Consider the following 26,659-nt stretch of genomic DNA (forward strand, 5'->3'; position numbering starts at 1 on the left):
GTCCGTAAGAAAGAAAAGAATGTCACTGGCAATGCTTGCCCACCGCCATCCGCGCATCGTGGACTGGGGCATCCACATCGACCGCACGCCGGCCGCCGGCTGGATCGGCCTGCAGTTCGTCGCGCTGATGCCCACCTGGGTGTGGATGGCCCAGCGCATGCGCGACGGCTCCGACGATCCGCTGGGCCTGCTGGCGCTGGTCGCGCTCGCGGCGCTGGCCTGGAGCCGCCGGCGCGAGCTGCGCGCATCGCCGCGCCTGGGCTGGCTGGCGCTGGCCGGTGCGGGCACGGTGCTCGCGACGCTGATGCGCACGGGGCTCGGCTTCGTGCCCGCGCTGCCGCCGCTCGCGGCCGGGTTGGTCGCGGTGCTGGCGCTGGCCTGCGGGCTGCTGGCCTTCCTGCCGCGCAAGGTGGCGGCGCTGCCGGTGGCAGGCCTCGCGGTGCTCGCGCTGCCGCTGCTCTCGTCGCTGCAGTTCTATGCCGGCTATCCGCTGCGCGTGGTGACGGCCGAGGTCAGCCGCTGGCTGCTGTCGCCCGGCTTCGAGGTGGCGCGCGAAGGCGCCACCCTGGCGGTCGACGGCCGGCTGGTCATCGTCGATGCGCCCTGCTCCGGCGTGCAGATGGTGTGGTTGGGCTATTTCACGGCCTGCGCGGTCGCGCTGTGGGCTTCGCGCAGCGGCCGCGACTTCATGGCGCGGCTGCCGATGGTCGGCCTGCTGGTACTTGCCGGGAACATCGTGCGCAACAGCGTGCTGATCGCCTTCGAGGGCGCCGGCAATCCGCTCGCGCCGTGGGCGCACAACGCGCTGGGCCTGGTGCTGCTGGCCGCGGTGTGCGGCGCCATCGCCCGGCTGATGGTGCCGGCCCGCCCCGCGCCCGAAGCTGCCGAACTGCCCATTCCGGGCCTGATCACCACCCAGGGAGCCCGCCATGTCGACACCGTTCTTTGAACGCTGGTTCGCGAACCATTTCATCAACCGCATCGGCCACAAGACGGCTTTCGCGCTGGCGATGCTGATGTGCATGCTGTGGTCGGCCACGGCCGCCCTGCGCACCCCGGCCGAACCGATGGCGCCTGCCGTCGCCTCGCACGAGTGGCCGAGCGAGTGGGACGGCGCCGCGCTGCGCCCGCTGGCGCTGAGCGACGTGGAGCAGCGTTTTGCCGACCGCTTCCCCGGCGCCATCGGCCGCATGACCGACGGCACCCGGACGCTGGTGATGCGCGAGGTCAGCCAGCCCACGCGCATGCTGCACCCGGCCGCGGACTGCTACCGCGCGCTGGGCTACCGCATCGAGCAGGCGCGGCTGGAGCGCGACGCCCAGGAGCGCATGTGGCGCTGTTTTGTTGCGCAACGGCACGGAGCGCAAAAAATCCGCGTCTGCGAGCGCATCGTCGACGCCCAAGGCACGGCTTTCACAGACACTTCAAGCTGGTACTGGGCAGCCGCCAGCGGCCAATCGCATGGGCCGTGGCAAGCTGTCACCGTAGCGAGACCGATCTGAGAAACCTGCCTGTGAAGAAGACCCTGCGATTTGTGCTCTATGGCCTGCTGGCCCTGGTCATTACGGCCTGTGTAGCTATCTTTTTGATAGTAAGGCTGGCGCTCGCACCGGCTGCCGGCGAATGGAGCACGACGGTGAAGGCGGGGCCGCTGAATTTCGAGATCGGCGTGCCGACGGCGGTGCGCGTGGCCACCTCGACATGGTTCGCGCCTTACCTCGACGGCCGTTCGTTCGACACCCGCTTCGGCACCGTGCGCTTCGCCTGGAAGCCGGCCGGCGAGATGCTGGAAATGCAGTGCGCGCCGTGCAGCGCCGACGTGCCGGCGCTGGGCACCCAGCCGATCCGCGTCGAACGCCTGGTCGCCACCGTCAGGCGCGACGGCAACACGCTCGCCGGCACCTTCGAGGCCACGCCGCAGAGCAACGACACGAGCCAGCTGCATGGCAACTGGGACGGCAGGCTCATGCCCAGGAACATCCACCTCAACGCCAGCGTGCAGGACGCGCCCATCGCCCGCTGGTACGCCGTGCTTGTGCCCGCGCTGCCCGAACTCCAGCGCGCCCGCATCGGCGGCACGCTCGCGCTGCGCGGCCAGCTGGTGCTGCCCGAGGCCACCTTCGCGGTGCAGCCCACCATCAGCCAGTTCACCGTGGAAGGGCTGGGCACCGAGGCCATGCTGGGCGCGCGCACCAGCTGCGGCCCGTCGGCGAAGCTGGCCAACGACAGCTGGCTGGCGCGCGCCGTCATCGCTGCCGAAGACCAGCGTTTCTTCACCCACGGCGGCTACGACCTGACCGAGATCCTCGCTTCCATCGACAACAACCAGAAGCCTGGCCAGACGCGGCGCGGCGGCAGCACGCTCACGCAGCAGCTCGCCAAGCTGCTGGTAACCGGCAGCGACCGAACCGCCGAGCGCAAGCTGCGCGAGCTGCTCTACGCAGTCGAGATGGAGCAGACGCTGGGCAAGGCCCGCATCCTGCAGCTGTACCTGGACAACGCGCCATGGGGCGGCAACATCTGCGGCGCCGAGGCGGCGGCGAAGCGCTACTTCAAGCGCAGCGCGCGCACGCTCGAGCCGGCGCAGGCCGTGTGGCTCGCTGCCATGCTGCACAAGCCGCAGGCCGTGCTCGAGCAATGGCGGCGCGACGGCCAGGTCGACCCGGAGCGCATCAAGTGGATCGCCGAAGGCATCCGCGGGATCAGCCGCAACCAGCGCGAAGCCCTGCTCAAGAGCGTGGCCGCGGCGAAGTTCACGGCGCCGGAGGCCGTCACGCAATGAGCACGCTCCAACTGTCCGCGGCCGAGATCGAAGCCATCGAGCGGGCCACCATCGCGGCGGTTTCGCCCGACGTGGCGGAAGAAATCGACGGCTGGCTCCTGCCCTTCACGAGCGGCACCGTCAAGCGCGCGAAGTCGGCCGTACCGCTGCACCGCGATGCGGTCGAGGCCGCGACGCTCGACCGCATCGAGGACCGCTACGACAGCCACCAGGCGGCGCCCGCGCTGCGGCTGGCCGACGCACCGTGTTTCGACAGCCTGCGTGCCGAGCTGGAACGCAGGCACTACGTCGCCGACAGTCCCACCTGCGTGCAGATCGCCTCGGTCCGGCGCATGCGGCAGGTGGCGGGGCCGGGCGCGGCATTGGCCGACGTCGACGGCGCACCAGACGGCGCGTGGTCGGCGCTGTTCCTCGGCGAGGGCTTCGACCCGGTGGACGGCGCCCATCGCGTGCGGATGCTCTCGCGCGCCGAGGGCACCCTCTACGCCAGCGTGCGCGAGAACGGGCGGACGCTGGCCGCCGGCGCCATGGCCTTCGGCCACGGCTGGGCCAGCGTGCACGGCATGCGGACCGACCAGGCGCAGCGCGGCCGCGGCCTGGCGGGCCGCGTGCTGGCCGGGCTGGCGCAGGCCGCCTCGGAGCGCGGCTTCGAGCGGGTGTTCCTGCAGGTCGATGCGGGCAACCAGGCGGCGCGCTCCCTGTATCGGCGCGCCGGTTTCGAGACGCACTGGAAATACAGCTACTGGCTGCGCCAGCAGTGGCCCTGACGCGACAGCCCGTACGCGCTGCCGGCTGACAGCGCACGGGTGGCGCGGAGGGGGAGTTAGTGCCACCATGGGCGCATGACGAACGCCAACCACCACGCCAACCACCCCACCGATCCCGTCGCCACGCCGCGCGGCATCGACCACATCGTGGCCGGTGTCTCCACCAGCGATGGTGACGGCGTGAAGCTCACCCGCGTGCTGCAGCAGCCACTGCAGAAGCGGCTCGACCCGTACCTCATGCTCGATGCCTTCGGCAGCGACAACCCGGGCGACTACATCGGCGGCTTCCCGAGCCATCCGCACCGCGGCTTCGAGACCGTCACCTACATGATCGCGGGGCGCATGCGGCACCGCGACAGTGCCGGCCACGAAGGGCTGCTCGAGAACGGCGGCGTGCAGTGGATGACCGCAGGCCGCGGCCTCGTGCACAGCGAACTTCCCGAGCAGGAGGAAGGCTTGATGGAAGGCTTCCAGCTCTGGCTCAACCTGCCGGCAAAGGACAAGATGCGCGAGCCCTGGTATCGCGACATCCAGAGCGAGGAGATTCCCGAATTCACCACCTCCGGCGGCGTGCGCGTGCGCGTGATCGCTGGCGCGAGCCACGGCATCGAAGGCGCCGTGCGGCGCGCCCACACCGAGCCGCTCTACCTCGACATCGAGCTGCAGCCGGGCGCCGAATTCGCGCAGCCGCTGCCGCACGACCACAACGCGCTGGTGTATGTGTTCCGCGAATCGCTGTGGATCGCCGGCAGCGAGATTCCCACGCGGCGCATGGCCATCCTCGCCAACGAGCCCCACAGCGACGGCGTGGTGCTGCGCGCCGGCGCGACCAACCACAGCCCGGCGCGCGCCCTGCTCATCGCCGGCAAGCCGCTCAACGAACCCATCGCGCAGTACGGGCCCTTCGTGATGAACACGCCCGAGCAGGTCAGGCAGGCAGTGCACGACTTCCAGAGCGGAAAGCTCGGCTGAACGCTCGTTGCGGGCAAGGCATGTAGTCGCCCGCCTACCGGAAATCGGCATCGCGCACACGCACCGGCTGCGCGCCGCGCAGCCTAGATTGCGCGCATGCCCCCCACGATCCGGAAAGGACAGGCGCCCGAGACGCTGCAGCGCGCCGAGTTCCACGAACGCTTCATGCAGCCTTTTCAAGACCCGGCCTTCCGCGCCGAGGCCGACTCGCTGCGGCGCATCGAGCTCATCGCATGGCAGGCATACGAGGAGGGCCGCAAGGCGCCCGTCACCCGCAAGGCCGGGCCGGGCTATGCCGATCCCGGGTACGAACTCTCTGTCGACTGGCTGGAGGCCAAGGCGCGCCTCGACGCCGCGCAGGCAGCGTGGAGCCAGCCGCAGACACCTTCGCGCGTGCTGCTGGTGAACGGCTCGCCGCGCAACGACGGCACCTGCCCCGGCGAAGTCTCCAAGACCTGGCGACTCGCGCAGGTCGCGCGCGAGGTGCTGGAGGGCAGCGGCATCGAGACCGACCTGCTCGACCTGAGCCTGCTCACCTCCGAATACGGCCGGCAGATCCATCCCTGCAAGGGCTGCGTCTCCACCGCCATGCCGTTGTGCCACTGGCCCTGCAGCTGCTACCCCAACCATTCGCTGCGCCAGACCGGCGACTGGATGAACGAGATCTACGAGCGCTGGGTGTCCGCACACGGGGTGATCCTGCTGACGCCCACGCACTGGTACCAGGCCACGAGCCCGCTGAAGCTGATGATCGACCGGCTGGTCTGCGCCGACGGTGGGAATCCCGATCCCACGAGCACGCACGGCAAGAAACCCGAGGAGGCCAAGGCGCTGGAGCTGGAAGGCTGGGGCTATCCCAAGCACCTCGACGGCCGTGTCTACGGCGTGGTGGTGCACGGCGACGTGGCCGGCGTGGAAGGCCTGCGCCGCAACCTCTGCGACTGGCTCGACTGGATGGGCCTGATCGACTCCGGCACGCAGGCCCGATTGGACCGCTACATCGGCTACTACGAGCCGTACGCCACCAGCCACGACACGCTGGATGCCGACGCCGACGTGCAGGAGGAGGTGCGCCAGGTGGCCCGCGCCGTCGCCAGGGGTGTCGCCGAGCTGCGTGCGGGAAGGCTTCAGCCGCCGGACCGCGGGCTGAAGCGGCCGCGGCCCAAGTGATGCAGAGCCCGCACGCCGCGGGCAGCCTGCGCAGGGTCCGATGCCCTGTTCATCATTCTTTACGCAAGCTCACGCCGGGCTAACGGATGCGATACAGAGGGCTTCCACACTTCGTCTCACCTGCTGCCCATCGGTGGCAGGCTTCTTCGAAAGGAAGCACTTCTCATGATTTCTCTTCGCCAACGCATCGTCTGGGCCAGCCTGCTGGGTTCGGCCGCCCTCGCCTCCTCGGGCGCCTTCGCTCAAGCGCCGGCAGCCGCTCCGTCCGCAGCCGCGCCCACCGCGGCGGTGGCCCAGGCCGACAACGCCGCCGCGCCCAAGGCGCAGCACAAGCGCATGGATCCGGCCCAGCGCATGGAGCGCATGAAGGAACACCGCGCCAAGCGCCTCGCAGCGCTGAAGGAAAAGCTCAAGCTCACCTCGGCGCAGGAAGGCGCATGGAGCACCTACACGAGCGCGACGCAGCCGCCGGCCGGTCCGCGTCCGCACATGGACCGCGCCGAGTTCGCCAAGCTGACCACGCCCGAACGCCTGGAACGCATGCAGGCCCGCCAGGCCGAGCGCAGCGCGATGTTCGCCAAGCGCGCCGAAGCCACGAAGACCTTCTACGCCGCGCTGACGCCCGAGCAGCAGAAGACCTTCGACACCGAGACCGCGCACTTCGGCCATCGCGGCCACCGCGGCCATGACGGCGCCAACCACGGTGCGCCTGCGGCCCCCGCCAAGAGCTGATCGAGCGCCGCCCGGCGGCATCCAATGAAAAAGCCCGCAACGCGAAAGCGCTGCGGGCTTTTTCATCGGCCATCAGGCCATCGCGGCATGGCCCTTCGTGACTACTTCGGCGTGCCGGTCTTGTCTGTCGGGTTCGTCACCACGTCCGGGCGTTCGCCCTTCTCGCCGAAGCGCGGCGTCACCTTGCGGCCGGTCTGGCTGACCTCCGCGCGGGACATCTCGCCGGTCGGCTGCGGCATGGCATTGGGCTGGTGGTTGACGGTGGTCGTCACCTCGCCCTTGGGCACCGGGTTGTTGGCGTTGTTGCGGTTGTGGGCGCGCGCCTCTGCCTTCACGGAATCGCGCGACATCGGCGCCGAGTTGTCGGGGCGCTGCGGCGGGTTGGCGACGCCGGCCGGCGTCATGGTGCTGGCCTCGCCGCCCACCGACGGGTCGGGCTGGGCTGGAATGGAAGTCGTCTGCGCCATGGCGAAGCCTGCGGTGGCGAGCAACGCGGCCAGGACGGTGGCGCGGAGGGAAGCTGCTTGATGTCTCATGGGTAATCTCCTTGTGGCTGAATCCATTTGTTCATTCCGCATGAAGGAGCAACGGGGCCTTTACTCCTACTCCTTGCTTTCTTTGCGGACCGTGAAGTCACCGTAGGAGCCTCGAAATTCCGCCCGTGTGGGGGTGCGGTATGCATGCCTGTAGGAGCCGGCCGCCCGGGTACGAAGGCGGCGGCAGGATGGCGGCGGGAAGAAGTTGGCGCGTTCCTACAGTCGGCCAGGGCTGGGCCACGTACAACCTGTACGACGATGTCTTCCTCGCCCATCATTCCCGACGCCACCGCGCCCGACGCCGAGACAGCCCAGCCTGCAGGGGCTGCGGCGCAGGTCGCGCCAACCTCGCTGAAGGTGATGACGGTGAACACCCACAAGGGGTTCACCGCGCTCAACCGCAAGTTCATCCTGCCGGAGCTGCGCGACGCCGTGCGCACCGTGGGCGCCGACGTGGTGTTCCTGCAGGAGGTGCTGGGCACCCATTCGCGCCATTCGCGCCGCGTGAGCAACTGGCCCGAGGCGCCGCACTACGAATTCCTGGCCGACACCATCTGGCCGCAGTTCGCCTACGGCCGCAACGCGGTGTACCCCAAGGGGCATCACGGCAACGCGGTGCTGTCGAAATTCCCGATCGTGCATTTCCGCAACCACGACGTGTCGGTGAGCGGGCCCGAGAAGCGCGGCCTGCTGCACTGCGTGCTGCGCCTGCCCGGCCGGGTGGTCGACGTGCACGTGATCTGCACCCACCTCGGCCTGGCCGAGGCGCACCGGCAGCAGCAGCTGGAGCTGCTGTGCCACATCGTGCGCGACGAGGTGCCCTCCGACGCACCGCTGATCGTGGCGGGCGACTTCAACGACTGGCGCGGCCGCGCGCACGACATCCTCGAAAAGGGCGCCTCGCTGCGCGAGGTCTTCGTGCATGCCACCGGCCGAGCGGCGCGGACCTTTCCTGCGCGATTCCCGGTGTTGTCGCTCGACCGCATCTACGTGCGCAATGCAGGCGCGCACGCGCCCGTGGTGCTGCCGCGCCGTCCGTGGTCGCACCTGTCGGACCACGCGCCGCTGGTGGCGGAGATCGATCTGTGAACGGGCCCGACATGAACAACGGCAACGGCGCAAGCAACCACTGGATCCCGGGCAACAGCATCGAGCTGCTGGAAAACGGCGAGGAGTTCTTCCCGCGCGTGTTCGAGGTCATCCGCCAGGCACGGCGGGAGGTGATCGTCGAGACCTTCATCCTGTTCGAGGACAAGGTCGGCCTGCAGCTGCACGCCGCCATGCGCGAGGCGGCACTGCGCGGGGTGAAGGTCGACCTGATGATCGACGGCTTCGGCTCGCCCGATCTCTCGCGCGAGTTCATCGAGGGGCTGACCTCGGCCGGCGTGAAGGTGCGCGTGTTCGATCCGGGCCGCCGCTTCATGGGACAGCGGCTCAACGTGTTCAGGCGCATGCACCGCAAGATCGTGGTGGTCGACGGCGAGCGCGCCTTCGTCGGCGGCATCAACTATTCGGCCGACCACATGCTCGACTACGGCCCCATGGCCAAGCAGGACTACGCAGTGGAGCTGCAGGGCCCGATCGTGGGCGAGATCCACCAGTTCGTGCTGCGCGCCATCGCGCTGGGCGGCAAGGGCGCGGGCTGGTTCCGCCGCAGGCTGCGCCAGGCGCCGGGTGTCGCGCACATGCCGCATGCAGGCACTGCCGACGCCATGTTCGTCACGCGCGACAACCGGCGCCACACCAACGACATCGAGCGGCAGTACCGCGCGGCCATCCGCGCCGCGCGCGAGCGCATCGTGATCGCCAATGCGTATTTCTTTCCGGGCTACCGGCTCATCAAGGAACTGCGGCGCGCGGCGCGGCGCGGCGTGGACGTGCGGCTCATCCTGCAGGGCGAGCCCGACATGCCGATCGTGAAGACCGCCGCCAGCATGCTCTACCACCACCTGCTTCACGCGGGCGTGCGCATCTACGAGTACTGCGACCGCCCGCTGCACGGCAAGGTCGCGCTCATGGACGGCAAATGGAGCACCGTGGGTTCGAGCAACCTCGATCCGCTGAGCCTCTCGCTCAACCTGGAGGCCAACGTGGTCGTGCGCGACGAGGCCTTCAACAGCGTGCTGGCCGAGCGCCTCGACAAGCTGATGCAGTGCAGCTGCAAGCAGGTGGAGGCCGCAGACCTGGCCAGCGAATGGAGCGGCTGGCGGCTGGTGCGCAGCTTCTTCGTCTTCCACATCCTGCGCTGGTATCCCGCCCTGCTGGGCCGCCTGCCGCGCCACGTGCCGCGCCTGACGCCGGCGGAGGCCACCGACCTGGCGAGCCGGCGCGACACCGGCCTCAGCAATCCGACCGGCGGCGCCACGCAGACCGAAGCGGCCTGAGCCGAAGCAGGAGCCGCCCCCTCATGAGCACCATGGCCCTCTCGCGCCAAAGCTGGTGGCCCTGGGCGCGCCGCGTGGCGGTGTGGGGCTTCTTCGCGCTGATCGCGTGGCTGATCGTGCGGCAGGCACTCGTCGTCGAGTGGGAGGACGTGTTCGACGCGATCCGCGCGCTGCCCGCCGCATCGCTGCTCGCGGCCGGCGCACTGGCGGCCGGCAGCTTCGCCCTCTACAGCACCTACGACCTGCTGGGCCGGCACCTCACTCGGCACAAGCTCGGCACGCCCACGGTGATGGGCGTGACCTTCATCAGCTACGCCTTCAACCTCAACCTCGGCTCGCTGGTAGGCGGCGTGGCCTTCCGCTACCGGCTGTACTCGCGGCTGGGGCTTTCAAACGACACGATCACGCGCGTGCTCGGCTTCAGCATGCTGACGAACTGGCTGGGCTACCTCGTGGTGGCCGGCGCGGCCTTCTGCTTCTGGCCGATGGCGCTGCCGCCCGAGTGGAAGATCGGCAGCGAGGGGCTGCGCATCCTCGGTGCGGCGCTGCTGGCGGTCGCGCTGGCCTACGTGGCGGTGTGCATCTTCGCGCGCGGGCGTGTGCTGCGGGTGCGCGGCCATGGCCTCAAGGTGCCGGGGCTTGCGATGGCGGCGCTGCAGCTGGCGATGTCGTGCGCCAACTGGTCGCTGATCGGGGGCGTGATCTGGTTCCTGCTGCAGGGACAGGTGGCGTACGTGCAGGTGCTCGCGGTGCTGCTGGTGGCGGCGGTGGCCGGCGTCGTCACTCACGTGCCGGCGGGCCTCGGCGTGCTGGAGGCCGTGTTCGTCGCGCTGCTGTCCCACAAGGTGCCGCAGGCTCAGCTGCTCGGCGCGCTGCTGGCGTACAGGGGCCTCTACTACCTGCTGCCCCTGGCGGTGGCCGCGCTGGCCTACCTGTTCACCGAGGCGCGGGCCCGGCGGCTGCGCGGCAGGCGCTAGGCGTACCTAGAAGTGATACGTGTAGCGCAGCCGCACGAAGTTCTCGCCCGGGTTGGGCTTCTTGATGCCGGCGTTGGAGAAGTGCTGCAGCCGCAGCGCAAGTTCGTGCGCGCCGTGCTCGCCGAAGCTGCGTCCGATGCCGATCGCCTCGGTGAACTGGAAGGCGGTGCTGAAGCTGCGGTCGGGCGTGCGGTAGACGTGGTCCATCACCGTGGCACCGACGCCGCCTTCGGCGAACCAGGGCGAGCTGCCGTGGTCGAAACGGTAGCGCCAGGTGTAGATCGCGCCGATCTGCGCGTAGTCGTGCGGACCGTCGGCCAGCGCCGGCGCATGCCAGTTGCTCAGGAACAGATCCCAGTAGGTGGTGAGCGCACCCTCCTGCACCGGCTGCCGCGGCGACCACGGAATGGTCATGCCCACCGTCGCCGAATTGGTGCTGCCCCTTTCACCGTGCGCCGCACGGCCGCCTTCGACGTAGAAGCCGCGCTCCTTGTCTTCGAAGGCATGGGCACTGGGCCCCGCCAGACCGAGAAGACCCGCGACCAGAGCGGTTGCGGCGGCAGGCAGGCGGATGTGGAATCTCATGATGTGGCTGGCGAGTGCACCGGATGGAATCGAGAGGCCATCTTCAATCTCCGCTGCTGTTCGCACCCGAGCGGCACGTAATTTCCACATCGGAAAGTAGGACTCGATCAACAAAAATGCACAACCGCCGTTCTTGTGCACCAACCGCTTGCGCCGGCTCGCGCCTATAGTGGCCTCGACTTCCTCTACGGCCCTTCCCACAACATGTCGTCTTCTTCTTCAAGTCCAGTCGCTCGCCTTCAGGCACCGCTCACGCAGCAGTGGCTCGACCTGGCGCTCAAGACCCACGAGCTGCTGCTGTCCTCCGGCCTCGTGATCGGCATGCGCACCGGACGCATGGCCCGTGCGGGGCTCGCCCCCAGCGCGGACGATCTCGCCGAGTTCCAGCTCATGGGGCAGGAAAAGCTCGAGGCCGCGAGCGAGTCGGGCATCGCAATGGCGCGGCAGTGGCACAGCAGCCATTTCTCGCTGGCCAACCGGGTGCTGCAGCAGTGGCTGCAGAGCACGACGGCCTTCTTCTCGCTCGCAGGCAGCGTCACGCCGGCACAGGCGGCCGCGCACGGCGACGCCTTCGTGCAATCGGCGGCGGACACGGTCGATGCGGCGAGCGAGCTGCCCGCGATCGCGGCGGACATCGCAAGGCAGGGCCTCACGCCGATCCACGCCGCCGCCACTTCCAACGCGCGGCGGCTGTCGGGGCTCGAAGAGTCCTGAGCCTCTTCAGGCCTCCGCCGGCACCAGCGTCAGCAGCGTGATCTCGGAAGGCGCGCCGAAGCGCTTGGGCGGGCCCCAGTAGCCGGTGCCCCGGCTCACGTAGACCCACATGTCGTGCAGCCGGTGCAGGCCGGCCGTGAAGGGCTGCTGCATCGGCACGAACAGGTTCCACGGAAAGAACTGGCCGCCGTGCGTATGGCCCGACAGCTGCAGCTGGTAGCCGGCCGCGGCCGCCAGCGGCGCGCTGCGCGGCTGGTGCGCGAGCAGCACGCGCGTGTGCACCAGCGGCGGCGCGTCGTGCAGCGCCAGGTGCGGGTCGCTGGCATGTGCCGCGTCGAAATGGCCGGCGGTGAAGTCGGTCACGCCCGCGAGCACCAGCGCGCTTTCGAATAGCTCTTCGTCGGTCTGCGCGCCGCGCACGTTGCGCGTCTGCAGCACCACGTGCTCGTTGAGCAGCACCTTCAGGCCCAGGCGGCGCAGTTCGTCGATCCAGGCATGCGCGCCCGCGTAGTACTCGTGGTTGCCGGTGACCACGAAAGTCCCGTGCCGTGCGCGCAGCCCGGCCAGCGGGGCGATGTGCTCGCGCAGCTCGGGCACGCTGCCGTCGACCAGGTCGCCGGTGATGGCGATGGCGTCCGCGCCCAGGCGGTTCACCGCGTCGACGATGCGCTGGATGTAGCTGTTGCGGATCGTCGGCCCCACGTGGATGTCGCTGAGCTGCGCGATGGTGAAGCCCTCGAGCGCCTGCGGCAGGCCGCGGATCGGCACCTCCACCCGCTTCACGCCGGCCGTGCGGCGCGCGTTCAGGAAGCCGACCACCGACGTGGCGGTGGCCACCACGAGCACTGCGAGTGCGCTCCAGGGCAGCAGCGCATTCCACGGCACCTGCAGGCCGCCCGCCGCGCCCGCGAGCCAGGCCAGCAGCAGTCCGGCGTCGCGCACCAGCGTCAGCACGAACATCGAGGAGAACCAGCCCATGCTGATCAGGCCGGTCCACTTGAGCAGGTCGCTGTTGCCGGCACCCTCGCGGCGGCCGCGGCGCGAGACGAAAGGCAGGGGAATCGTCACCGCCGACACCACCAGCGCGGCGAGCGCCAGCGGCCAGGCGGGAGTGAGCACGGCCAGCGCCGGCAGCAGGCGCAGCGCGATATAGACGTGCAACAGCGCGGTGAGCGCGCTCAGGGGACGGATCGGCATCGGGGCAATGGGGTCGGGCACTGCCCGGGACAGGCCATCTGCAAGGCGCATGCCGCGCATTCAAGACACCGCGAGGCGCCCTGGGTCGCTATTTTTTCTATAGCTGTCGATGCCCGGATAGCAAGCCTTGCGGCCGGCGAATCCGTGATTGTGCGCCAGATCCGGGGCCGCGTCCGGCGCCCCGGAGCCTCGTGCTACTGCACCGCGCGCGTGCCGGCCGAGGCCATGTCGGTGCCGGCCGGCCAGACGAACGTCGCCTTGGCCGTCGCACCCTCCGGCACGCGAAGCTGCTGCTTCAGCACCTGGCCGCCCAGCCGGGCCTCGACTTCATAGCTGCCCGGCTCGAGCCGCGCCACCATGAAGGGGCCGCCCGAGACCACGTTGTCGAGCAGCGCCTGGCCGCTGCTGTCGCGCACCGTCACGTGCACGTTGGAGGCGAAGTCGGCGCCCTTGCTGTCCTTGACCGCGAATTCGAAGGTGGCGGGCCAGCGTGGAGAAACCGTCTCCATCAGCCTGGCCTCGTCGCTGCCGATGCCGCCGCTCATGTACTCGACGCCGTGCGACATGTAGATCGGCGGATTCATCGCGGCCTGCGCGGGCGAGAGCGCGCCGAACAGGACGGCGCCGCAGAACATCGCGGCCGCCAGCGGCCGCAGCGCGCGCAGCGAGGATGGGAAACGGGAGTTCATGCTCAGGTCCTTTCTTTCCTTGGTCGTCATGGCAACAGGCCACGAAGCCACTGTGCGGCGCACGGCTTAGGAAAGTCTGACCTGGGGGCCTGCCCCCGCCCGCCTTGGCGGGCCGGGCTCAGCGGACGCTGGCGGAGGACTGCGCGAGCGTCTGCGCCTGCGGCGGCGTCACCGAGGCCATGTCGAAGTTCGATGGCCACGCGAAGGAGGCGCGCGCCGGCACGCCCGCGATCACGACCATCGTCTGCGTCAGCGTGAGGCCTCCGAGCGTCACGTTCACGTCGTAGGCGCCCGGATTCAGGCGCGCGAGCATGTAGGGGCTCTGCGATTCCACGCTCATCACCGGCTGGCCGGTGTATTTCTGGCGGATCTCCACCGAGGCCTTGGCCGGAAAGCCCGGCTGCAGTGCGCCCTTGCCGTCGCTGATGCCCAGCTCGATGGTGGCGGCCCAGCGCGGCGAGACCATTTCCATGAACGCGGCCTCGTCCCTGGCGGCGCCGCCGCACATGTATTCGATGCCCTGCGCCATCTGGATGGGCGGGTTGGTGAACGCATGGGCCGTGCTCACGGCCCCGAGGAATGCTGCTGTGCCGCCCAATACCAGCGCGGCCAGCGGCCGGCGGAGACGCTTAGGGTTCATTGCTGTGTGGTCCTCGATCTTGCGTGACGTGAAATCCGTCGGGGATTTTGCTTAGCAAGAGTCGGGCTAGATATAGCGTTTACGAGGAACGATCTGCGGATCGGAACTGAATGCTATTGTTTTCATAGCTGATGACGGCCATGTGACGTGGCCGTGGCCCGATTCGCGGGGCCACGATCAGGAAAACCCTGATCGGCACCTTTGCGGCGCGTTCGTCGACGCGGGCATGGCGAACGCCTACAACGGTGCATGGCGCCCCGGGCTAAGAACAACGGCTGGAAACTGCAACGAAGGAGCTTCAGCCATGTCTTTGGAATCCACGATCAACGAATTCAGGCGCGTCGACGCGCAGCGCGAGGACTACCCCGGCGAGCATCTGGTGGTGCTGGGCGTGGGCGTCCTGCTGCTGCTGGCGGCCGGGCGCAGCCGCTCGCTCGCGGCGCGGCTGGCTGCCGGCGCGGCCGGCGGCGCGCTGATCGGGCGCGCAGCGAGCGGCACCGGCGGGATCGCCAGGCTGACGCGGCAGATGCAGCGCGTGCTGGAGAGGCAGTTCAACCTCGGCTGCGCCCGCACCGGCAACCGTGAGGGCAACGGCACCGGCGCCACGTGATCTGACGTGATGTGACGGATCTCGCCTCCCTATGGCGGCTGCCATGCGCAGCCCCATCGACAAGCGCGGGCGTGTTCCGCATCCACGAGCCGCGTCGCCGCACGGCAGCAGGGATGTTCGCGGGGCCCTATGCTCGGCGGTCTAGAACAACAATCCCCGTCCCGGCCGCTGCCGCGCGACGATCCCATCCATGCAACCGACCGGAACCCTGCGCGGCATCGTGGCGATGCTGCTGGCCTGCGCCTTCTTCGCCTGCATGGACGCCATGCTCAAGACCCTGGCCGGCCATTACCCGCCGCTGCAGGTGACGGCGCTGCGCGGCCTGACCGCCCTGCCCCTGGTGTGCCTGTATATCGCCTGGCGGCGCGAGGCGGGCGGCGTCTTCAACCGCCGGCTGCGCTGGCGCCTGCACCTGCTGCGCGCCACGCTCAACATGGCGATGCTCGTGCTTTTCGTGTACGGCCTGAGGACGCTGGGCCTGGCCGAGGCCTATACGCTCACCTTCATCGCGCCGCTGCTGATGGTGCTCATCGCTGTGCCGTTGCTGGGCGAATCGATCCTGCCGCGGCACTGGGTGGCCATCGGGCTGGGCTTCGCAGGCGTGGTGATCGCGCTGCGGCCCGAGCAGGACGCCTTTCTCTCGCCCGGCGCGCTGGCGATCCTGGTGGCGGCTGTCTGCTATGCGCTGTCGAACATGCTGGGCCGGCTCATCAGCCGCACCGAGCCGAGCGCCGCGCTGGTCTTCTGGACCACCGCCGGCATGGCCCTGGGCGGCAGCCTGCTGGCGGCGCCGCAATGGGTGCCCATCCAGCCGCAGCACGCCTGGGTGCTCGCGGGCCTGGCCCTGAGCGGCTTCCTGGGCCAGCTCGCCATCGCGGAGGCTTTCCGCCACGGGCAGGCCGCAGCCATCGCGCCGTTCGAGTACAGCGCCCTGGCCTGGGGGCTCTTGATCGACTGGCTGTTCTGGAACGCCGCGCCCGATGCATGGACGCTGGGCGGCGGTGCGCTGATCATCGCCAGCGGGCTTTGGCTGGCGCGAAGCGAGGCGCCGAGGTCGAAGAAGCCGCAGGAGCGCGCTGCCTGAGCCGTCACTCGATCAGCGCGCGCTTCACGTCTTCCTGCAGGCTGCGCAGGTGGTCGCGCATGGCGGAGCGTGCGCGCTCGGCGTCACGCTCGCGCAGCGCACGGACGATCTCTCCGTGCTCGTCGTGGTTCTCCGAATGCCTGTGCAGCGGGCTGTGCAGACGGAAGAGCCGCGCGTTGACGCGAAGCTCCTCCACCAGCCGCGGGAACACGACATTGCCGCTGGCCGTGGCGATCAGCAGGTGGAAGCGGTCGTCGAAGTGCCAGTGCTCGGTCTCGCTGTGCTCGCCGCCGCCCAGCGTGGCGATGTCGGCCTCCAGCGCGTCGATCTCCGCATCGGTGATCTTGCCCACTGCCAGTGCGATCGCCTCGCACTCGATGACTTCGCGCGCGCGCATGCAGTCGAAGTACTCCTTGGTGCCGAGCGCGCGCACGGCATAGGAGCGCGCGTCGCGCCGCACCAGCAGGCCCTCGCCCGCCAGCCGCACCAGCGCCTCGCGCATGGGCGTGCGGGAGATGCGCAGGTCTTCTGCCAGCCGTGCCTCCTGCAGCGGGCTGCCGGCCGAGATCTGCCGATCGAGGATCAGCGTGCGCAGCCGGTCGTAGGCCTGTTCGGCCAGGCTGGCGGAGCGCACCTCCAGGGGGGCGATCGTGATGGTGGCGGGCTGCGTGGGGCTGGGAAGGCTGGGCATGCGGGAACGGGCGAAAGCCACGAGGGCGGGTGAGCTTAGCAGGGCCGGCCGGGCGGCCTCAGCGCCATTCTTTCAGAGCCATTTGTCCAGCGGATTGCCGTCGTTGGGCGCGCGCGGCCGCAGGCAAGGCAGGAACTGGCCGGAACCGGGCTCGGCCTGGAACACGCCGTCCTGCCACACGATGCGCCCGCGCGAGATGGTCATGCCGGGCCACGCGCGCAGCCGCATGCCCTCGTAGGGCGTGTAGTCGGCATCGTGGTGGAGCATGTCGTTGGACAGCAGCTTCTCCTGCCCTTCGGGGAACATGTCCCACACCACGAAGTCGGCGTCGCTGCCCACGGCGATGGTGCCCTTGCGCGGGTACAGGCCGTACAGGCGCGCCGGGTTGGTGGCGGTGAGCTCGACGAAGCGGTGGATGTCGATGCGCCCCTTGAGCACGCCTTCGCTCATGAGCAGCGGCAGGCGGGTCTCCACGCCGGGAATGCCGTTGGGGATGCGGTCGAAGGAAGCGTTGTCGCCGGCCACGCGCTTGCCGTCGCTGCCGTTCATGTTGAAGGGGGCGTGATCGGACGAGACGATGGTGAAGAGTCCGCTGGACAGGCCGTTCCAGATGAACTGCTGGTTCGCCTTGTCGCGCGGCGGCGGGCTGCAGATGCAGCGTGCGCCGTGCATCGGGTCGTCGGGGTCGATGCCCAGGTCCTCGGCGCTCAGGAACAGGTACTGCGGGCAGGTCTCGGCGTGGATCGGCAGCCCGCGCCCGCGCGCCCAGTGGATCTGCTCGACGGCCTCGCGGCCCGAGACGTGGACGATCAGGATCGGCGTGTCGACCAGTTCCGCCAGCGCGATGGCGCGGTGCGTGGCCTCGCGCTCCACCGCCATCGGCCGCGAGCTGGAGTGGTAGCGCGGCGCGGTGAGGCCCGCGTCGAGCAGCTGCTCGGTGAGCCAGGCGATGCAGTCGCTGTTCTCGGCGTGGATCATCGTCATCGCGCCGTGGCGGCGCGCGGTGGCGAGCACCTCGATGATCTGGCGGTCGTCCAGCTTCAGGTCGTCGTAGGTCATGTAGATCTTGAAGGAGGTGTAGCCCTTCTCGATCAAGGCGGGCAGCTCGCGCTGCGTCACGTCGCGCGTGGCGTCGGCCACGATGAGGTGGAAGGCGTAGTCGATCACCGCCTTGCCCTCGGCGCGGCGGTGGTAGTCGTCCACGGCCTCCTGCACGCTGCGGCCCTTCTGCTGCGCGGCGAAGGGCAGCACGGTGGTGGTGCCGCCGCATGCGGCCGAGCGCGTGCCGGAGAGGAAGTCGTCGGCGAAGCGCGAGCCGTCGCTGGTGGGCTGGTCGAAGTGGCAGTGGCCGTCGACGCCGCCGGGCGTGACCAGCCGGCCTCGCGCGTCGATCTCGCGCGCGGCGCTCGCGTCGAGCCCCTGCGCGATGGCGCAGATGCGCCCGTCGCGCACGCCGATGTCGGCGGTGTAGCGGTCGCCGGCGGTGGCGATGTCCGCGTTGCGCAGGATCAGGTCGTAGGTGCTCATGGGCTTTCGTTCCTTCCGCTTTCTTTCAGGTTCTTCCTAGCGTTGCTCGAGCGCGGGTTCCGCAGGCACCACCGGCGCCGCGGAGGCATTGCCGTAGGCGCGGCCGTAGTGGCGCTCGATGCGTCGCTGGATGAAGTCCCAGGCGGTGGTCATGAGCAGGTAGTAGATGGCCGCGACGATGAAGAGCTCCAGCACCATGAACTTCTCCTGGATCAGCACCTGCGTGCGGCGCAGCAGCTCCTCCATCGAGATCACCGAGGTGATGGAGGTGGTCTTGAGCAGTCCGTTGATGCTGTTGCCCAGCGTGGGCACGATCAGGCGCATGGCCTGCGGCAGCACGATGTAGCGCATGGTCTGCGCGCTGCTGAAGCCCACGGCGCGCGCGGCGTTGGTCTGCCACGCGGGAATCGACTGGATGCCGCCGCGCACGATCTCGGCGAGGTAGGCCGCCTCGTTGAGGATGAGGCCCAGCAGCGCCGACTCGATCACCGAGAGCTTCAGCCCCAGCTGGGGCAGCCCCGTGAAGATGATGATGAGCTGCACCAGGAGCGGCGTGCCGCGGAACACCCAGATGTAGAAGTGCGCCGGCGCCGCCAGCCACCGGTGGCTGGACAGCCGTGCCAGGGCCAGCGCGCAGCCCACCACCAGCCCGCCCGCGATCGCCGCGAGCGTGAGCCACAGCGTGGTCACCGCGCCGCTGAGGATGTACGGATTGAACAGGTAGTCGAAGAAGCCCGACCAGCTCCAGCCTTGTCCCATGGAAGTTTCCTTGGCTTGCTTGCTCTATGGCGATGCGGACGGCGGCGCGCCCTCAGCTCGCCGGGCCCTTGACCGTCACGGCGCCGTCGGCGGCCTTGACGCCGTACTGGTCGAACAGCTTCTGGAAGCTGCCGTCGGCCTTCATGTCGTTCATGACCTTGGCCATCGCGGCGGCCAGCTCCTTGTTGCGCGCGGCCAGCGCGACCGGCGTGGGGAACAGGCCGTTGAGCACGCGCTCGAAGTCGCCGCGCTTCTGGTATTCGGCGCCGGTCGAGTCGATGGACAGCGCCACCTCGACCTGGCCCGCGCGCAGCGCCTGGAAGGCCATCGCGAAGTTCTCGAAGGTGCGGATGGTCATGCCCTTCATGCCCTTGTCGGTGAGCTGCTTGTCGAGCTCGCGCGCCTTGCGCTCCTCGAAGCCGCCGATCTCCACGCCGATGCTCTTGCCCGAGAGGTCGTCGGGCTTGGCGATCTTCAGCGGGTTGCCCTTGGCGGCGCTGATGCTGATGGCCTGGTCTTCGTAGACGAGCATCTGCATCAGCTTGGCGCGCTCCTCGGTGAAGAAGATGCCGGTGTTGATGACGTCCCAGCGGCCTGCCTGCAGGCCGGGGATCATGGCCGAGAACTCGATGCGCACGTATTCGGGCGTGAGGCACAGGCGCTTGGCGATCTGCTCGCCCAGCTCCACGCGCATGCCCTTGAGAGCGCCGGTCTGGTCGACGAACTGCATCGGCGGCAGCGTCGGGTTGACCGACATGGTCAGCGTGCCCTTCTTGACGAGCGCCGAATCGGGCACCGGCGACTTGCAGGCCTGCTGCGCGTTCGCGGCGCCAGCGAAGGAGATGAGGAGTGCCGTTGCCGACGCGAGAGCGGGAAGCAGTTTCATGGTGTGGTCCTTGAGGAAGGGATCGAGGCGACGAGGTGGGAAGTCAGGGAGAGATGGAAACGAGTTGCCGGCTGCCTCAGGCGCGGATCGAGTCCAGCAGTTCGAGGCGCGCGAGCTCGCGGCGCAGATCGGCGGCATCGGCATCGGGCAGCGGCAGGCGCGGGGCGCGGGGCTTGCCGACCGGCAGGCCCATCATCGACAGGCCGTCCTTGGAGGCCGCGACGTAGCGGTGGCCGCCGACCCAGCGCACGATCGGCAGCATCTTCTTGTAGAGCGCGAGCGCGGCGGGCATGTCGCGCTCGTCGGCCACCAGCTCGAACAGGCGCGCCGACATCTTCGGGATGAGGTTGGAGCACACGGCCACCCAGCCCTGCGCGCCGAGCCAGAACGACTCGTAGCCCAGGATGCCCGCGAACACCGTCATGCGGTCGCCGCACAGCTCGATGATGTCGCGCACGCGGGTGACCTCGAGCGTCGACTCCTTGATGTACTTGCAGTTGTCGATGCGCGAGAGGCGCGCCACCAGCTCGGGCTTGAGGTCGACGTTGGCGGTGGCCGGGTTGTTGTAGACCATGATCGGAATGCCGATCGCCTCGCCCACCTTGCGGTAGTGCTCGAACAGCTCGTCGTCGGTGGGCGTGCTGTAGAAGGGCGGAATGATCATGACGCCGTCGGCGCCCATGCTCTCGGCCTCGCGGCTCAGCCGCACGCACTCGTCGGTCCACTCCGCGCCGGTGCCGATCAGCACCGGCACGCGTTTTGCAGCGGTGCTCACACAGGTTTCGATCACCAGCTGGCGTTCGTCGGGCGTCAGCGAGAGGAACTCACCGGTGCTTCCCAGCGGGATCAGCCCGTGGATGCCTTCCTCGATTTGCCAATCGACCAGCTTCTTCAGCGCAGGCACGTCCACGTGCTTGCCGTCGGCGGTCATGGGGGTGATGAGCACCGTATAGGTGCCGCGGAACGCTGTCATGGGCAGTCCTTGGAAAGAATTCGGGCAGTTCGGTATATGTATACGTTGAGTATACGTATACAATTCGGCGCGTCAATCGTAAGTTGACGTTCTTCCTTCGCACTGCCCATGAGCGCCAGACTGACCCACCCTTTCATCACCCCGGCCGGGCGCCCCGTGCGCTTCTGGTACGACGGGCAGCCCGTCGAGGGCCTGGAGGGCGAGACCATCGCCGCGGCGCTGGCGGCCGGCGGCATCAAGGCGATGCGCCATACCCGCGGCGGCGAGCGCCGGGGTCTCTATTGCGGCATGGGCGCGTGTTTCGACTGTCTCGTCACCGTCGACGGCCAGGCCAGCCAGCGCGCCTGCCTCACGAAAGTGGCGGACGGCCAGCAGGTGCGTTCGACCCAGCCCGCCGGCACGCCCGACGACCCGCTGCAGCCGCTCACTCCGCAGGCCGGCGCCGAACCCGATCGCCGGCAGGTCGACGTGCTCGTCATCGGCGCGGGCCCGGCCGGCCTTTCGGCCGCGCTCGCCGCGCGCCGTGCGGGTGCCGACGTGCTCGTGCTCGACGAGCGCCCGCAGTCCGGCGGCCAGTTCTACAAGCCGCTCGCGCCCTCGCATGCGGCGCCCTCCCCCGCGGACCGCCAGTTCGCGCAGGGCCTCGCGCTGGAAAGCGAAGTCCGCGCCGCCGGCGTCGCCATCGCCCAGGGCGCGCAGGTCTGGGCGGCCTTCTCTGCACACGAAGTCGCCGCACTCATCGACGGGCGAGCCTGCGTGATCGGCTGCCGGCAGCTCGTGATCGCACCCGGCGCGTACGAGCGGCCGGTGCCCTTTCCCGGTTGGACCCTCCCCGGCGTGATGACCACCGGCGCCGGCCAGACGCTCGCACGCGCCTACCGCGTGGCGCCCGGACGCCGCGTGGTGATCGCCGGCAACGGGCCGCTGAACCTGCAGCTCGCCGCGGAGCTTCTCGCGGGCGGCGCCGATGTCGTCGCCGTGCTGGAGTCGGCCCCGCGCCCTTCGCCGCGGCAATGGCGCCACTTGCTGAGCGCGGCGCGCACCGCCCCCGACCTGCTGCTCGACGGCTGGCGTTACCTGCGCAAGCTGCGCGCCCGCAAGGTGCCCGTGCTGTGGGAACACGCCGTCGTTTCCGCGGAAGGCCCGACCGGATTGAGCTCGGTGCAGGTCGCCCGGATCGACGCCCAGGGCCATGCCGTGCCCTCCACGCTGCGCCGCCTCGAAGCCGACACCCTCTGCCTCGGCTACGGCTTCATCCCCTCCACCGAACTCGCGCGCATGCTGGGCTGCGAGCACCGCCTCGCGCCCCGCCATCTCGGCTACCTGGCAACCGTCACGCAGGAAGACGGCGCCACCAGCCTGCCCGGCGTGTATGTCGTGGGCGATGGCGCCGATCTGGGCGGCTCCCGCGTCGCGCTCGCGCGCGGCACGCTGGCGGGTGCCGCAGTCGCGCGCAACCTCGGCCTGAAGGCCCCCGAGCCGGACGAGGCCGTTGAAAAGCTGCATCGCGCCGAATGCTTTCAGCAGGCGCTGTGGTCGATCTACGCGCCGCCGCCCGTCACCCTCGCGGCGGTGCCCGACGAAACCCTGCTGTGCCGCTGCGAGGAAATCACCTTCGGCTCGGTGCGCGAGCAGATCCGCGCCGGCAGCGACACACTGGCCGCGCTCAAGCGCAACACCCGCCTGGGCATGGGCCGCTGCCAGGCGCGCTACTGCGGTGTCACCGCCGGCCGGCTGCTGGCCGAGATGACCGGCCGGCCGCCGCAGGTCGAGCAGTACTTCGCACCGCGTCCGCCCGCCAAGCCGGTGCCGGCCGGCGCGCTCGGCTTCGAGAAACCCGAGTGGGGCGGCCACAAGCCCGCCATCACGCCCAATCTTGCGCGTCCGGTGGAGCAGCCACCCTTCGAGGGCACGCTGCGCACCGACGTGCTCGTGATCGGCGCCGGCGTGCTCGGCTCCTGCCTCGGCTACTACCTGTCGAAGGCCGGCCAGGACGTGACGGTGGTCGACCGCGACGACATCAACCTGCAGGCCTCGGGCGCCAATGCCGGCAGCCTGCACGTGCAGCTGCTGTCCTTCGACTTCGGCGCCAAGGCGCAGGAAGGCGGCGGGCCGGCCGCGGCCACGCTGCCGCTCGGGCCGATGTCGGTGCGCCTGTGGCAGGAGATCGAGGCCGACTGCGGCGAAGACCTCGAGATCAAGATCACCGGCGGCCTCATGGTGGCCGACAGCGAGGCCGGCATGCGTTTTCTAGAAGCCAAGGCCGCGCTGGAGCGCAGCCACGGCATCGACGCGCAGGTGATCGACGGCGCCGAACTGCGCCGCCTCTCGCCTGCCCTGTCCGACGAGCTGCTGGGCGCGGAACTCTGCCCCATGGAAGGCAAGATCAACCCGCTGCGCGCCACCTACGCCGTCGCCCGGCGCGCGCAGCAGCAGGGCGCGCGCATGCTGCGCGGCTGCGACGTGCAGTCCATCGAGGCGCTGCCGGGCGAAGGCGCCGGCTTCATGGTGCGCACCTCTCGCGGCGCCATCCACGCGGCGCGCGTCGTGAACGCGAGCGGCGCCTGGTCGAGCGCTGTCGGCCGCATGCTGGGCGTGAACATCCCCGTCAAGGGCGCGCCGCTGCAGATGATCGTGACCGAGCCCGCGCCGCCGCTGGTCAACCACCTGGTCGCGCATGCCGACCGGCACCTGAGCCTGAAGCAGGCGGCCAGCGGCGGCCTGATCATCGGCGGCGGCTGGACCGCCGCCTTCAACGAAGGCATGCGCCTCAACCGCGCCGAGCGCGAGAGCATCGAAGGCAACCTCTGGGTGGCGGGCCATGTGCTGCCGGCCGTGCGCGGGCTGCACATGGTGCGCTGCTGGGCCGGCATGAACGTGAACATCGACGGCGCGCCCATCCTCGGCGAAGTGCCCGGCCGCCCCGGCTTCTACAACGCCGTGACCTCCAACGGCTACACGCTCGCCCCCGTCACCGCGCGGCTGGTCACCGACCTCATCGTGCGCGGCCGAGCCGACATCGACATCAGCCCCTTCCTAATCGACCGCTTCCTCTGACCGCCATGACCGAAAACGCCTCCCCGCGCGACACGCTGCGCGACTACATCGACGCGCACTTCGACGAGCAGGTCCGCACGCTCACCGAACTCGTGCGCTGCCCCTCCGACAACCCGCCGGGCGACTGCGCCCCGCACGCCGAACTCACCGCCCGGCTGCTCGAATCCATGGGCTTCACGGTCGAGCGCCACGAAGTGCCTGCCGAATTCGCGGCCGCGCACGGCATGCGCAGCGTGACCAACCTGATCGTGCGCGAACGATTCGGCGACGGCCCGGTGGTGGCGCTCAATGCGCACGGCGACGTGGTGCCGCCCGGCGCGGGCTGGAGCGTCGAACCCTACGGCGGCGAGGTGCGCGACGGCTGGCTCTACGGGCGCGGCGCCGCCGTGTCGAAGTCGGACTTCACCACCTACGCCTTCGCGATGCGCGCGCTCAAGCACCTTGCGGCCTCGGGCACGCCCCTGGCCGGCAGCGTCGAGCTGCACCTGACCTACGACGAGGAAACCGGCGGCATGACGGGCCCCGACTGGATCCTCTCCAAGGGCCTGAGCAAGCCCGACTTCGTGCTCTCCGCCGCGTTCTCGCACCACGTCGTGGTGGCGCACAACGGCTGCCTGCATCTCGAGGTCGTCGTGCGCGGCACCTCGGCGCATGCCGCACGGCCCGACACCGGCCACGACGCGATCGAGGCCGCGGCCACCCTGCTGCCCGCGCTCTACCGCTACCGCGACAGCCTCACCGATCGCCCGTCGCTCACGCCGGGCATCACCCACCCCACGATGGTTGTGGGCCTGATCGACGGCGGCATCAACACCAACGTGGTGTCCGACGTGCTGACCCTGCGCATCGACCGGCGCATCGTTCCCGAGGAATCGCCCGAGGCCGTCGAGGCCGAACTGCGCGAGGTGATCGAGTCGGCCTGCCGTCCGCTGCCCGGCATCTCGGTCGAGATCCGCCAGATCCTGCTGGCCCGCCCCTTCGCACCCGCGCCCGGCGCAGACGAGTTCGCGGCGCTCGTGTGCCGCGAGGCCAGCGAAGTCATGGGCAAGCCGGTCACACCGATCGGCGTGCCGCTGTACACCGACGCGCGCCTCTACAGCGAGGCCGGCATTCCCACCGTCATGTACGGCGCCGGCCCCGAGTCGCTGCTCGAAGCCAACGGCCACCGCGCCGACGAGCGCGTGCCGCTGGACGAGTTGCGCAAGGCCACGCGCGTGGTCGCCAACACGCTGCACCGGCTGCTGTCGCGCTGAACCTCATCTCACCGGGACACGACATGATCGAAATCAGCCACGTCGACAAGAGCTACGGCACCTTCCAGGTGCTGACCGACTGCACCACCCAGGTCCGCAAGGGCGAGGTCGTGGTGGTCTGCGGGCCCTCGGGCTCGGGCAAGTCCACGCTCATCAAGTGCGTCAACGCGCTCGAGCCCTTCCAGCGCGGCCGCATCACCGTCGACGGCGTGTCGGTGGGTGAGCCGAAGACCGATCTCAACAAGCTTCGCGCCCGCGTGGGCATGGTGTTCCAGCACTTCGAGCTGTTTCCGCACCTCTCGATCGAGGACAACCTGTCGATCGCGCAGGTCAAGGTGCTCAAGCGCCCGGCTTCGGAAGCCCGCACCGCGTCGATGGCTCTGCTGCAGCGCGTGGGCATGCGCGCCCACGCGCACAAGTTTCCGAGCCAGCTCTCCGGAGGCCAGCAGCAGCGCGTGGCCATCGCCCGCGCGTTGGCGATGAACCCGGTCGCCATGCTGTTCGACGAGCCCACCTCCGCGCTCGACCCCGAGATGGTCAACGAGGTGCTCGACGTGATGGTCGAACTCGCCCGCGAAGGCATGACCATGATGTGCGTCACCCACGAGATGGGCTTCGCCCGCAAGGTCGCGAACCGCGTGATCTTCATGGACCGCGGCCGCATCGTCGAAGACTGCGCGAAGGAGGAGTTCTTCGGCAATCCTGCGGGGCGGTCGGATCGGGCGCGGCAGTTTCTTTCGAAGATCCTGCAGCACTGAGGCTGGGCGCTGGAATGGAAGGCTGACCCAAGGGCTCAAGGTGAGCGCTGCGTGTCGTCCGCCTGACACTTCTTGTTTCAGTCAGCCCTTCGACTGTTACATTTCGTACGCCGCTGCGCCTTCGCGCGGCTTTCGGCGTGCAGAAAGTTCAACTACTCAATCGGAGGGATCTTGAGAAAAATCGCAGTTATTGCCTTGATGTCTGTTTTGTTCACGGGTTGCGCGTCCGTGAAGATGGAAAGTGCCGAGGCCTCGGCGCAGGCCAAGAAGTTCTCGCCACCGTCGCCGGGCAATTCCGGTCTCTATGTCTATCGAGACAGCTTTGTCGGAAAGGCGCTCAAGAAGGACATCTGGGTCGATGGGAAGTGTCTCGGCGAATCGGCGCCGGACGTGTTCTTCCGCACGGAGGTTGCGGGCGGCAAGGAGCACGAGATCGCGACGGAATCCGAGTTCTCGCCAAATACGCTCAAGCTGATGTTCGAAACGGGGAAGAACTACTTCGTGCGCCAGTACATCAAGATGGGCGCGTTCGTGGGCGGCGCCAATCTTGAAGTGATGCCCGAGGCCGAGGGCAAGAAGGCAGTGACGGCGCTGGGGCTTGCTACGCCGGGAACCTGCAGCAAGTAGTCCGTCCGAAGCTCGTTATCAGGCGAGAACTAAGTCGATGCGCGCTGCCGGCAGCGCGCTTGTGCGACGGATGCCGGAAGACGCGAAAAGTGAAAAAGCGGCGTTGATTTCAAACGCGTTTTTCAGTTTCCGTGTCGCAGCGTTCTCGGAACGCGCCACCATTATTGAAAAAATCCCGCAGTCTCGTCACGAAAAGTGAAAATTCGTGCAGCTCACGAGCGATTGTCAGGGGCGTGTTGATTTCCATGCAATCCTGACCCGCGATTTCCATCGAGTATTGACCCACCCT

The 26,659-nt window shown here is 69.1% G+C and carries 28 protein-coding genes; 17 read left to right on the forward strand and 11 right to left on the reverse strand.

What is annotated here, in order from left to right:
• The first annotated feature begins 19 nt into the window (after positions 1-19).
• From xrtQ to ACTJLF_RS32570, 7 genes are all read left to right on the forward strand, one after another.
• Complete coding sequence (xrtQ, locus tag ACTJLF_RS32540) at positions 20-949, forward strand: exosortase Q (protein WP_440884714.1); 930 nt, start codon at positions 20-22, stop codon at positions 947-949.
• Positions 930-1,502 (forward strand): hypothetical protein, encoded by a 573-nt coding sequence (locus ACTJLF_RS32545; protein WP_354414850.1) that lies wholly within the window; start codon positions 930-932, stop codon positions 1,500-1,502. The genes xrtQ and ACTJLF_RS32545 overlap by 20 nt, the downstream gene beginning before the upstream one ends.
• Positions 1,503-1,513: 11 nt before the next feature.
• The gene (locus ACTJLF_RS32550; protein WP_440884715.1) at positions 1,514-2,782 is read left to right on the forward strand and encodes a biosynthetic peptidoglycan transglycosylase; all 1,269 of its coding nucleotides are present in this window, start codon (positions 1,514-1,516) and stop codon (positions 2,780-2,782) included.
• Positions 2,779-3,549 (forward strand): GNAT family N-acetyltransferase, encoded by a 771-nt coding sequence (locus tag ACTJLF_RS32555; RefSeq protein ID WP_440884716.1) that lies wholly within the window; start codon positions 2,779-2,781, stop codon positions 3,547-3,549. Before ACTJLF_RS32550 ends, ACTJLF_RS32555 begins: the two co-directional genes overlap by 4 nt.
• A gap of 75 nt (positions 3,550-3,624) precedes the next feature.
• A complete protein-coding gene (locus ACTJLF_RS32560; protein ID WP_019653642.1) occupies positions 3,625-4,521 on the forward strand; it encodes a pirin family protein in 897 nt (298 codons plus the stop codon).
• A gap of 96 nt (positions 4,522-4,617) precedes the next feature.
• Positions 4,618-5,691, forward strand: a complete 1,074-nt coding sequence (locus tag ACTJLF_RS32565; protein WP_440884717.1) for a flavodoxin family protein — start codon at positions 4,618-4,620, stop codon at positions 5,689-5,691.
• A gap of 165 nt (positions 5,692-5,856) precedes the next feature.
• The gene (locus ACTJLF_RS32570) at positions 5,857-6,423 is read left to right on the forward strand and encodes a Spy/CpxP family protein refolding chaperone (RefSeq protein ID WP_126183580.1); all 567 of its coding nucleotides are present in this window, start codon (positions 5,857-5,859) and stop codon (positions 6,421-6,423) included.
• 101 nt (positions 6,424-6,524) lie between these two features.
• Here the strand turns inward: ACTJLF_RS32570 and ACTJLF_RS32575 are convergent, their stop codons facing one another.
• Positions 6,525-6,959, reverse strand: coding sequence for a hypothetical protein (locus ACTJLF_RS32575; protein WP_019653645.1), 435 nt, complete (start codon positions 6,957-6,959; stop codon positions 6,525-6,527).
• Between the two features lie 258 nt (positions 6,960-7,217).
• On the opposite strand from ACTJLF_RS32575, the gene ACTJLF_RS32580 reads away from it, so the two are divergent.
• From ACTJLF_RS32580 to ACTJLF_RS32590, 3 genes are read left to right on the forward strand one after another with little or no spacing between them, the layout of a single operon-like run.
• The gene (locus ACTJLF_RS32580; protein ID WP_416490826.1) at positions 7,218-8,048 is read left to right on the forward strand and encodes an endonuclease/exonuclease/phosphatase family protein; all 831 of its coding nucleotides are present in this window, start codon (positions 7,218-7,220) and stop codon (positions 8,046-8,048) included.
• A gap of 11 nt (positions 8,049-8,059) precedes the next feature.
• On the forward strand, positions 8,060-9,343 hold the full coding sequence (gene clsB / locus ACTJLF_RS32585) for a cardiolipin synthase ClsB (protein WP_019653647.1): 1,284 nt from the start codon (positions 8,060-8,062) through the stop codon (positions 9,341-9,343).
• A 23-nt stretch (positions 9,344-9,366) separates the two neighbouring features.
• Positions 9,367-10,320: a lysylphosphatidylglycerol synthase domain-containing protein gene (locus tag ACTJLF_RS32590; RefSeq protein WP_132801639.1), complete on the forward strand. Its 954-nt coding sequence runs from the start codon at positions 9,367-9,369 to the stop codon at positions 10,318-10,320.
• 6 nt (positions 10,321-10,326) lie between these two features.
• Here the strand turns inward: ACTJLF_RS32590 and ACTJLF_RS32595 are convergent, their stop codons facing one another.
• Positions 10,327-10,905: an acyloxyacyl hydrolase gene (locus tag ACTJLF_RS32595; RefSeq protein WP_184606005.1), complete on the reverse strand. Its 579-nt coding sequence runs from the start codon at positions 10,903-10,905 to the stop codon at positions 10,327-10,329.
• Between the two features lie 135 nt (positions 10,906-11,040).
• Between ACTJLF_RS32595 and ACTJLF_RS32600 the strand changes: the two genes are divergently transcribed.
• On the forward strand, positions 11,041-11,619 hold the full coding sequence (locus ACTJLF_RS32600) for a polyhydroxyalkanoate granule-associated phasin (RefSeq protein WP_354324625.1): 579 nt from the start codon (positions 11,041-11,043) through the stop codon (positions 11,617-11,619).
• Between the two features lie 6 nt (positions 11,620-11,625).
• Here ACTJLF_RS32600 and ACTJLF_RS32605 read toward each other — a convergent pair whose 3' ends face one another.
• The 3 genes from ACTJLF_RS32605 to ACTJLF_RS32615 form a co-directional block, all read right to left on the reverse strand.
• Positions 11,626-12,876, reverse strand: coding sequence for a metallophosphoesterase (locus tag ACTJLF_RS32605; RefSeq protein WP_440884718.1), 1,251 nt, complete (start codon positions 12,874-12,876; stop codon positions 11,626-11,628).
• 134 nt (positions 12,877-13,010) lie between these two features.
• Complete coding sequence (locus ACTJLF_RS32610; RefSeq protein WP_184606007.1) at positions 13,011-13,505, reverse strand: hypothetical protein; 495 nt, start codon at positions 13,503-13,505, stop codon at positions 13,011-13,013.
• Positions 13,506-13,623: 118 nt separating this feature from the next.
• Positions 13,624-14,145, reverse strand: a complete 522-nt coding sequence (locus tag ACTJLF_RS32615; RefSeq protein ID WP_019653653.1) for a hypothetical protein — start codon at positions 14,143-14,145, stop codon at positions 13,624-13,626.
• Between the two features lie 304 nt (positions 14,146-14,449).
• Here ACTJLF_RS32615 and ACTJLF_RS32620 point away from each other — a divergent pair, with 304 nt between their 5' ends.
• The gene (locus ACTJLF_RS32620; RefSeq protein ID WP_184606008.1) at positions 14,450-14,755 is read left to right on the forward strand and encodes a hypothetical protein; all 306 of its coding nucleotides are present in this window, start codon (positions 14,450-14,452) and stop codon (positions 14,753-14,755) included.
• A gap of 190 nt (positions 14,756-14,945) precedes the next feature.
• Positions 14,946-15,839 (forward strand): DMT family transporter, encoded by an 894-nt coding sequence (locus tag ACTJLF_RS32625; protein WP_019653655.1) that lies wholly within the window; start codon positions 14,946-14,948, stop codon positions 15,837-15,839.
• A 4-nt stretch (positions 15,840-15,843) separates the two neighbouring features.
• On the opposite strand, the gene ACTJLF_RS32630 is transcribed toward ACTJLF_RS32625, so the two are convergent.
• The 5 genes from ACTJLF_RS32630 to ACTJLF_RS32650 form a co-directional block, all read right to left on the reverse strand.
• A complete protein-coding gene (locus tag ACTJLF_RS32630) occupies positions 15,844-16,530 on the reverse strand; it encodes a GntR family transcriptional regulator (protein ID WP_019653656.1) in 687 nt (228 codons plus the stop codon).
• A gap of 72 nt (positions 16,531-16,602) precedes the next feature.
• Positions 16,603-18,057 (reverse strand): dihydropyrimidinase, encoded by a 1,455-nt coding sequence (gene hydA, locus ACTJLF_RS32635; RefSeq protein ID WP_354414836.1) that lies wholly within the window; start codon positions 18,055-18,057, stop codon positions 16,603-16,605.
• A 36-nt stretch (positions 18,058-18,093) separates the two neighbouring features.
• Positions 18,094-18,816: an amino acid ABC transporter permease gene (locus ACTJLF_RS32640; protein WP_440884719.1), complete on the reverse strand. Its 723-nt coding sequence runs from the start codon at positions 18,814-18,816 to the stop codon at positions 18,094-18,096.
• 52 nt (positions 18,817-18,868) lie between these two features.
• Entirely contained in the window at positions 18,869-19,702 is an 834-nt protein-coding gene (locus ACTJLF_RS32645; protein WP_019653659.1) for an ABC transporter substrate-binding protein, read from the reverse strand.
• Positions 19,703-19,778: 76 nt separating this feature from the next.
• A complete protein-coding gene (locus ACTJLF_RS32650; RefSeq protein ID WP_019653660.1) occupies positions 19,779-20,675 on the reverse strand; it encodes a dihydrodipicolinate synthase family protein in 897 nt (298 codons plus the stop codon).
• Positions 20,676-20,783: 108 nt separating this feature from the next.
• Between ACTJLF_RS32650 and ACTJLF_RS32655 the strand changes: the two genes are divergently transcribed.
• From ACTJLF_RS32655 to ACTJLF_RS32670, 4 genes are all read left to right on the forward strand, one after another.
• Positions 20,784-23,732, forward strand: coding sequence for an FAD-dependent oxidoreductase (locus ACTJLF_RS32655; protein ID WP_440884720.1), 2,949 nt, complete (start codon positions 20,784-20,786; stop codon positions 23,730-23,732).
• A 5-nt stretch (positions 23,733-23,737) separates the two neighbouring features.
• Positions 23,738-24,985 (forward strand): M20/M25/M40 family metallo-hydrolase, encoded by a 1,248-nt coding sequence (locus ACTJLF_RS32660; protein ID WP_440884721.1) that lies wholly within the window; start codon positions 23,738-23,740, stop codon positions 24,983-24,985.
• A 23-nt stretch (positions 24,986-25,008) separates the two neighbouring features.
• Positions 25,009-25,743 (forward strand): amino acid ABC transporter ATP-binding protein, encoded by a 735-nt coding sequence (locus tag ACTJLF_RS32665; protein ID WP_354324636.1) that lies wholly within the window; start codon positions 25,009-25,011, stop codon positions 25,741-25,743.
• Between the two features lie 171 nt (positions 25,744-25,914).
• Positions 25,915-26,370, forward strand: a complete 456-nt coding sequence (locus ACTJLF_RS32670; protein ID WP_240649979.1) for a DUF2846 domain-containing protein — start codon at positions 25,915-25,917, stop codon at positions 26,368-26,370.
• Between the two features lie 109 nt (positions 26,371-26,479).
• Here ACTJLF_RS32670 and ACTJLF_RS32675 read toward each other — a convergent pair.
• The coding region (locus ACTJLF_RS32675; RefSeq protein WP_440884722.1) for a hypothetical protein at positions 26,480-26,659 on the reverse strand (180 nt) is incomplete at its 5' end.

This window comes from Variovorax sp. 22077 (genome assembly GCF_052044195.1).
In the GTDB taxonomy this organism is placed as follows: domain Bacteria; phylum Pseudomonadota; class Gammaproteobacteria; order Burkholderiales; family Burkholderiaceae_C; genus Variovorax; species Variovorax atrisoli.

Excerpts from the sequence above, each read along its gene's own strand:
- xrtQ (WP_440884714.1), top strand. The coding sequence starts at position 20 with ATGTCACTGGCAATGCTTGCCCACCGCCATCCGCGCATCGTGGACTGG.
- ACTJLF_RS32545 (WP_354414850.1), top strand. The coding sequence starts at position 930 with ATGTCGACACCGTTCTTTGAACGCTGGTTCGCGAACCATTTCATCAAC.
- ACTJLF_RS32555 (WP_440884716.1), top strand. The coding sequence starts at position 2,779 with ATGAGCACGCTCCAACTGTCCGCGGCCGAGATCGAAGCCATCGAGCGG.
- ACTJLF_RS32560 (WP_019653642.1), top strand. The coding sequence starts at position 3,625 with ATGACGAACGCCAACCACCACGCCAACCACCCCACCGATCCCGTCGCC.
- ACTJLF_RS32565 (WP_440884717.1), top strand. The coding sequence starts at position 4,618 with ATGCCCCCCACGATCCGGAAAGGACAGGCGCCCGAGACGCTGCAGCGC.
- ACTJLF_RS32570 (WP_126183580.1), top strand. The coding sequence starts at position 5,857 with ATGATTTCTCTTCGCCAACGCATCGTCTGGGCCAGCCTGCTGGGTTCG.
- ACTJLF_RS32575 (WP_019653645.1), bottom strand. The coding sequence starts at position 6,959 with ATGAGACATCAAGCAGCTTCCCTCCGCGCCACCGTCCTGGCCGCGTTG.
- ACTJLF_RS32580 (WP_416490826.1), top strand. The coding sequence starts at position 7,218 with ATGTCTTCCTCGCCCATCATTCCCGACGCCACCGCGCCCGACGCCGAG.
- clsB (WP_019653647.1), top strand. The coding sequence starts at position 8,060 with ATGAACAACGGCAACGGCGCAAGCAACCACTGGATCCCGGGCAACAGC.
- ACTJLF_RS32590 (WP_132801639.1), top strand. The coding sequence starts at position 9,367 with ATGAGCACCATGGCCCTCTCGCGCCAAAGCTGGTGGCCCTGGGCGCGC.
- ACTJLF_RS32595 (WP_184606005.1), bottom strand. The coding sequence starts at position 10,905 with ATGAGATTCCACATCCGCCTGCCTGCCGCCGCAACCGCTCTGGTCGCG.
- ACTJLF_RS32605 (WP_440884718.1), bottom strand. The coding sequence starts at position 12,876 with ATGCGCGGCATGCGCCTTGCAGATGGCCTGTCCCGGGCAGTGCCCGAC.
- ACTJLF_RS32610 (WP_184606007.1), bottom strand. The coding sequence starts at position 13,505 with ATGAACTCCCGTTTCCCATCCTCGCTGCGCGCGCTGCGGCCGCTGGCG.
- ACTJLF_RS32615 (WP_019653653.1), bottom strand. The coding sequence starts at position 14,145 with ATGAACCCTAAGCGTCTCCGCCGGCCGCTGGCCGCGCTGGTATTGGGC.
- ACTJLF_RS32620 (WP_184606008.1), top strand. The coding sequence starts at position 14,450 with ATGTCTTTGGAATCCACGATCAACGAATTCAGGCGCGTCGACGCGCAG.
- ACTJLF_RS32625 (WP_019653655.1), top strand. The coding sequence starts at position 14,946 with ATGCAACCGACCGGAACCCTGCGCGGCATCGTGGCGATGCTGCTGGCC.
- ACTJLF_RS32630 (WP_019653656.1), bottom strand. The coding sequence starts at position 16,530 with ATGCCCAGCCTTCCCAGCCCCACGCAGCCCGCCACCATCACGATCGCC.
- hydA (WP_354414836.1), bottom strand. The coding sequence starts at position 18,057 with ATGAGCACCTACGACCTGATCCTGCGCAACGCGGACATCGCCACCGCC.
- ACTJLF_RS32640 (WP_440884719.1), bottom strand. The coding sequence starts at position 18,816 with ATGGGACAAGGCTGGAGCTGGTCGGGCTTCTTCGACTACCTGTTCAAT.
- ACTJLF_RS32645 (WP_019653659.1), bottom strand. The coding sequence starts at position 19,702 with ATGAAACTGCTTCCCGCTCTCGCGTCGGCAACGGCACTCCTCATCTCC.
- ACTJLF_RS32650 (WP_019653660.1), bottom strand. The coding sequence starts at position 20,675 with ATGACAGCGTTCCGCGGCACCTATACGGTGCTCATCACCCCCATGACC.
- ACTJLF_RS32655 (WP_440884720.1), top strand. The coding sequence starts at position 20,784 with ATGAGCGCCAGACTGACCCACCCTTTCATCACCCCGGCCGGGCGCCCC.
- ACTJLF_RS32660 (WP_440884721.1), top strand. The coding sequence starts at position 23,738 with ATGACCGAAAACGCCTCCCCGCGCGACACGCTGCGCGACTACATCGAC.
- ACTJLF_RS32665 (WP_354324636.1), top strand. The coding sequence starts at position 25,009 with ATGATCGAAATCAGCCACGTCGACAAGAGCTACGGCACCTTCCAGGTG.